We start from the raw sequence: 5759 nt of genomic DNA, 5'->3' as shown, positions 1-5759 counted from the left end.
TAAATTATCGTTTATCGCTTTATTATTGGCAATTTTTTCATCAACAGACCATAACAAATTTGCAATTTTTTGTTGAGAAATCACATCGGGAATTTCTACCTCAACATCATAAATTTTTTCGGGCGATGTATGCTTTACCTTCGTACCTGATGAACTACGTTCTAACTGCTCTCTTACACTTTTGGTCATAAAAAGATAATATGCAAATAATTTGTTCAAACGCTTTTCATCACAAGTAATCAGTCCTATTCGCTGATTATGCAAGTATTTATCATTTTCAGGAACTAACGCTGTACTTCCTAAAAGTCCCTCTGCCTGTTGTGTCATGGCAACTATCAAATCGCCTTTATGACACAAATATTCCTTTGGATAAACTCCTGTATAGTAACGTTCTTTCCCATTATTAGGCTTGAATCCCCCTTTTTCAAAAAAATTCCCCGGAGTTAAAATACTTTGTTCTCCATCTTCCGCAAAATACTCTCCCTTAAAAGCCCACCCATGCTTTACTGATAGTATTTCTCCAAGTTTCATTCTATTCATACTTTACCTTCTTTAACTGTTCCATGATTTCCGTTTTCAGTTTGTCGCCCTCTGCAAAATATTTTTGCAGTTTCTCTGCATAGGCACTCATACGAGCATTAAACTCGTCCTGTGACAATTCAACATATTCGATTTTTACATCAAAATATTGTCCAGCCGCAAGTGAATACTTCTTTTCTTTGATTTCATCATATGTAACAGCAACTGAAAAATCATCAACGGCTTCTTTATTAAGGAATGTATCAACAATTTTATCAATCTCAAAATCACGAAGTCTGCGTTTCTGATTATTACCGTCCTTATATTCTTCTCCCAGTTTTGAAGCATCTATCAGTACAACCTTGTCTGTTTTTCTTGAATTATCGAAAAATAATACTGATACATTCGTTCCGGTATTAGCAAATACATTTGACGGCATACTAATACAGCCATAAACAATATGTTCGTCTACAATATGTTGTAGTATTTTCTTTTCTACACCCGACTTTGCAGTTATAAATCCGGTAGGAACTACAATCGCACCTTTTCCGGTTGATTTCAATGAGTTAAGAACGTGCTGAATGAACAACGTGTAAATTGCCATACTCTCTTTCTTCTTGGCAGGTACTTTCGGAACTCCCGCCCAAAAACGAACGGGCATTGCTGCTATACGCTCTCTTGTATCTGAGAAATCCATCTTAAAAGGCGGATTTGAAACTACATAATCAAAAGTTCTTAATTCCTGTCCATTATCACTCTTATGATATGGAGCAATCAGCGTATCTCCTTGAATTGCGTGGTCAAGAGAAGATACCAAGCTGTTCAGGATAAGATTAAGTTTTAACATTTTATTACTTCGCTGTGAAATATCCTGTGCAAAAATCGTACACTTATCTTCGCCAATTTTATGGGCAAGAGCCATCAAAAGTGTTCCTGTTCCGGCTGATGGGTCATAACACTCAATGCTATGTAAATCAGTTGCATTTCCAACAAGCAATCTTGCCATAATCGTTGCAATAGCGTGAGGAGTATAATACTCTGCATACTTACCACCGCCTGCGGTATTGTAGTCCTTTATCAGATATTCAAATATATCTGCAAAGAAATCATAGTGCTTCTCAAATGCTTCTTCAAAAGAAAAGTTTACCAACTTATCAACCAAAGCACGGGCAAAAGGTGCTCTTGCTGTATCGTCCGTTACATACTGTGTCAGCTTTTCAAAAAGCGGTATTTTTGTATTCTGAGCAGTCTGAGTTGAAAATATATCAATATTCTTATCTGCTATATCTGTCATCGTGCTGTCAAAGATTAAATCAAAATCGCCCTTTGCCTGCTGATTCCATAAGTTGGCAATAAGATGTTCCGGATTAAGTAATGGAATATCTGACGGTAAACTATCAAAAATATCCAAGCGGTCATCTTCTGACATTTCTGCATAAGCAAGTTCCCATTTTTCAGCATTTTTAAGAACCGGACTTACTTTTTTTACTTCATATCCGAACTTATCATTAAGGAACTTATAAAGGAAAACCTGTGTGATAATTTTATATTCGTTACCATCGTTTCCCATACCATAGGTCTGACAAGTTGCTTTTAAGGCATCTATCAACTCTATGGTTTTTTCTTTTATCGTCTTTATTTCTTCCATTGTGTTCTCCTTTATGCCACTGAATAAGTCTGGTTATACTGGTCAAGATACTGTTTTGTAATCCTGCTCTGTATAAATACTCTATCCTCACGAGCACTCGCTATTCCCAACTTATCAATGCCTGCTTTTATTTGTGTCATAACCGTTCTCTCAAAATATGCGTCTTTCTTCAATATATCATTTCTGTCATACACTTTCTGGTCAATATCAGACTTAATAGAAAGTAAAACATTCATAATAGACATATCATATTCTGAAACAATCGGCTGTTTATTTGCTGCTTTTCGAGCAAGATTTTCTTCCCTGATTCTTTTATGAACCCTTGCGAATTTCGCATCGCCATTATATTTTCTCAGCAGAACCGTGTTTTTCTTCTGCAATTCATCAAGCTTTTTCAGAATATCTTCCAATTCCTTTCCTTGCTCCTCAATCTCAGATACACTCTTAGGTTCAAAACCATGTTGCTTGAAGCGAAGCAAAAATGCTTCCTGCAAAGTAATAAACTCAGGGTCATCAGGGTCGATATTCTGAGTAAAGGCACGAACAGTCTTTTTATACTTTTCTGTTACTGCGTCTTTACCACCGACGATTTTCAATTCTTCCTCGCTGATTTTGCTGAAATTAAAAGTAATATCCTCCATTGCTTCATTGACAAGCAACTTTGTGGTATCATCACTTGCAAAAAGTTCTTTCTGATTTATGTTATCAATATGATGTTGCACCTCTGAAATCAATGATGGCAATTTTGTTAATTCCATTTTTGCAAATGTTTCCTTTAACTCATCATCGCCAAAGGTTCTTACCAAATTACAACAATCACGAGCAGCAATAAGAATTTTTTTAAGTTTAAGCAATTCCTGCTTATCCTCAATCGTGGATATTTCAGAACTAAATTCTTCTGCATTATCTGTGGTGTAGTTAAAAAGAACCTGCTGCACTTCCTGCATTTGTTTAATGAGTTCTGCCGGGTCTTCAATAACCTGTTTGAATGTATCTGTTTCATTTCCCTCACCAACTTCATTCGGGTCATTAAAACGATTCAGCTCTTTGAGGTATGCTTCATTTGTTTCCTCAAAATTCCTTTTTATATTTGCAAAATCAATGACATAACCATAATGGTTTTCTTTATACGGTCTGTTGACTCTTGTAATTGCCTGCAACAAATTATGGTCTTTCAATTTTCGACCAAAATACAGGCGTTTCAATCTTGGTGCATCAAATCCGGTAAGAAGCATATTGAAAACGATAAGAATATCAACTGTCATATTATTTTTGAAGTCATCAATAATCTTATCTCTTGTATCTTTGTCATCACTATCGTGAAGTATAAGTCCAGCTCGCAAATGACTTTTCATAGAAGCATCTTTATTAAGTTCTGCTTGAATTTCATCAAAATACGCAAACAGCTTCCTTGCCTGCTCACTTGTTTCACAAATGACCATACCGCCGAGCGTATTATCTCCCTGAATTTGTCTAAATCTCTTTAGGTCAGAAATAATATATCTAAGCAACTCTTTGACATAGTTATCGTGTTCAACAATCTGACTTTTCTTTACGTCTTTCTTTTCTACCAAAGTTTCAAGTTTTTCGTAAATCTCAGAAAGTCGCTCTTTATACTGAGTTTCTATGTCCTCACGGATAATTTTCAGCGTATATCCATCTAAAATTGATTTGTCATAATAGTATGTATGAATATAATTACCAAAAACTCTCCAAGATTCTCTTTCTTCTTTCAAAAGCGGTGTTCCTGTCAACGCAATCTTTATTGCATTTTTATCTGCATCAAGAAGATTAGCCAAGAATGAGCCTTCTGGTTTATACCCTCTATGTGCTTCATCAATAATAAACACCCTCTGCAAATTCGTTGCATACGCAGGAAGGTCAACTTTTGACCTATCTTCAGCAAAACGCTGTATATTTACTACTGTAATTTCAGGTTTTCCCGTATTTCCCTCTTGTGCTTGATTGTTACGGAACTGCTCCATAAGTTCAGCACGGGAACTTGCCGTTTTCACAACCAATCCACGAGCTTCAAATTCTTCTGAAGCCTGTTTCAGCAAATCAAGGCGGTCAACAATGAAATAAAACTTTGCAACTTTATTTTGTTTGCTGAAATAGTCAGAAAGAACATAAGTAAGATAATACGAAAGGGCTGTCTTTCCACTACCTTGAGTATGCCATATAACACCTGAATTAACACCTTCATCAATCTTACTTCTTACTGTTAAGGCAGCAAACATCTGTTGATAACGCATTATATGTTTCTGCTCAATAAACTCTATCTTGCCATTTATTTCTTTATGAAAACGAACATAGGCAATTCCATATTTTAATATAAATAACAATCTTTCAGGACTGCACATAGATGTCAGTACTCGATTGGTCGGTGTATAGGTATCTAAATTTGTTTGATATTCCGGAGAAGTATGAATAACCTGACAATTAAAGTCAGTCAATATCTTCTTTTCAACAATCGGGTCAATATCCTTATATGGGAAATCTGCATTATAAGGTGCAATATCCAAATTTGTAGGATTTTCTTCTCTGAAACAGTTGAACGGTGCAGACTGTTTTGCCGTCGTACAATAGAATGCCCCCTGAACCGGAACAATACCACCCATAGTGTCATATTCCATATTATTAGAGAAAATCATCAACTGTGTAATATTCAAAAATCTCCTAAATTTTTTATTAGGAAATCTCTTTTGGTTCATTCTCTTGCTTTCTGCAACCATACCGCCGTGATTATTCGGTTTCTTTACTTCAACAAATACAAGTGGAAGTCCATTTACAAACAATGTAATATCAGGTCTAAATTCATCTTGGTCACGCTTACAAGTGAACTCGGCGGTAAAATGATATGTATTATTCTTTGGATTTTCAAAATCCACCAATCTAACAGGCGAAACAGACGATAAACGCTCGTAAAAACTGCGTCCTATATCATCATTATCTAATTCCTGCCTAATAGTTTTCAATGTCTGTTCCGCTTCTCCTGCGTGGGTAGGATTAAGCCGTGCGAACTGCTCCTTGAAAACGTTAATTAAGATATTGGTATCAGGGTCATATACTGTGCCTGCCATATCTTCAGTTATTTTCCCGAAATAGGTATAACCAAGGCGTGTCAAATGAACCATTGCTGGCATTTGAACACGGGTAGCTTCGTTAAACATATTTTTCTTACCACTTGCCGCCATCTTCAGACCTCCTCATATCATTCGTCTAATATGACTTCACATACATCGCCAATATCACAATGAAATACTTTGCAGATTCTCATAAGCACATCAAGGGATACTGTTTCATTCTTATTTAATTTTGTTGCAACAGACGATGAAATCTCCGCAGCACGCATTAAATCTTGTCTTTTCATTTGATTATCAATCATAAGTTTTTGAAGTTTGTTGTAGCTTATTCTCATCTGTAACGCTCCTTCGTATTCTCCGTTCCTTTTGGTTACAGTTACTCATTTGACATTATACTATGAATAATCTATTTTTTCAAGATATAGGGATTTATTCGCAACTCCTATCCGACAAGGTGTCACTTTTTACAAACACCTAATACAACTCTTTTAAAGAATAATAAAAAA

Annotated in this window: 4 protein-coding genes; all 4 read right to left on the bottom strand. The window is 35.8% G+C overall.

From position 1 onward, the window contains the following. Window positions 1–540, bottom strand: a 540-nt coding sequence (locus ACLU24_RS14115) for a restriction endonuclease subunit S (RefSeq protein ID WP_412613299.1), incomplete at its 3' end; no start/stop codon positions are given. After that, window positions 533–2167 carry an HsdM family class I SAM-dependent methyltransferase gene (locus ACLU24_RS14110; RefSeq protein ID WP_207662735.1) on the bottom strand — a complete coding sequence of 545 codons (1635 nt, stop codon included), beginning with the start codon at window positions 2165–2167 and terminating at the stop codon, window positions 533–535. The genes ACLU24_RS14110 and ACLU24_RS14115, both read right to left, overlap by 8 nt. Window positions 2168–2178: 11 nt before the next feature. Then, window positions 2179–5364 carry a type I restriction endonuclease subunit R gene (locus ACLU24_RS14105; RefSeq protein ID WP_182448029.1) on the bottom strand — a complete coding sequence of 1062 codons (3186 nt, stop codon included), beginning with the start codon at window positions 5362–5364 and terminating at the stop codon, window positions 2179–2181. Window positions 5365–5381: 17 nt separating this feature from the next. Further along, window positions 5382–5588, bottom strand: coding sequence for a helix-turn-helix domain-containing protein (locus tag ACLU24_RS14100; RefSeq protein ID WP_008789334.1), 207 nt, complete (start codon window positions 5586–5588; stop codon window positions 5382–5384). Window positions 5589–5759 lie beyond the last annotated feature (171 nt).

Origin of the sequence: Pseudoruminococcus sp., from assembly GCF_047012705.1 — a bacterium.
Taxonomy (GTDB): domain Bacteria; phylum Bacillota; class Clostridia; order Oscillospirales; family Acutalibacteraceae; genus Pseudoruminococcus.
The sequence above is the reverse complement of the archived record's forward strand: the minus strand, read 5'-3'. Positions and strand labels throughout refer to the sequence as shown.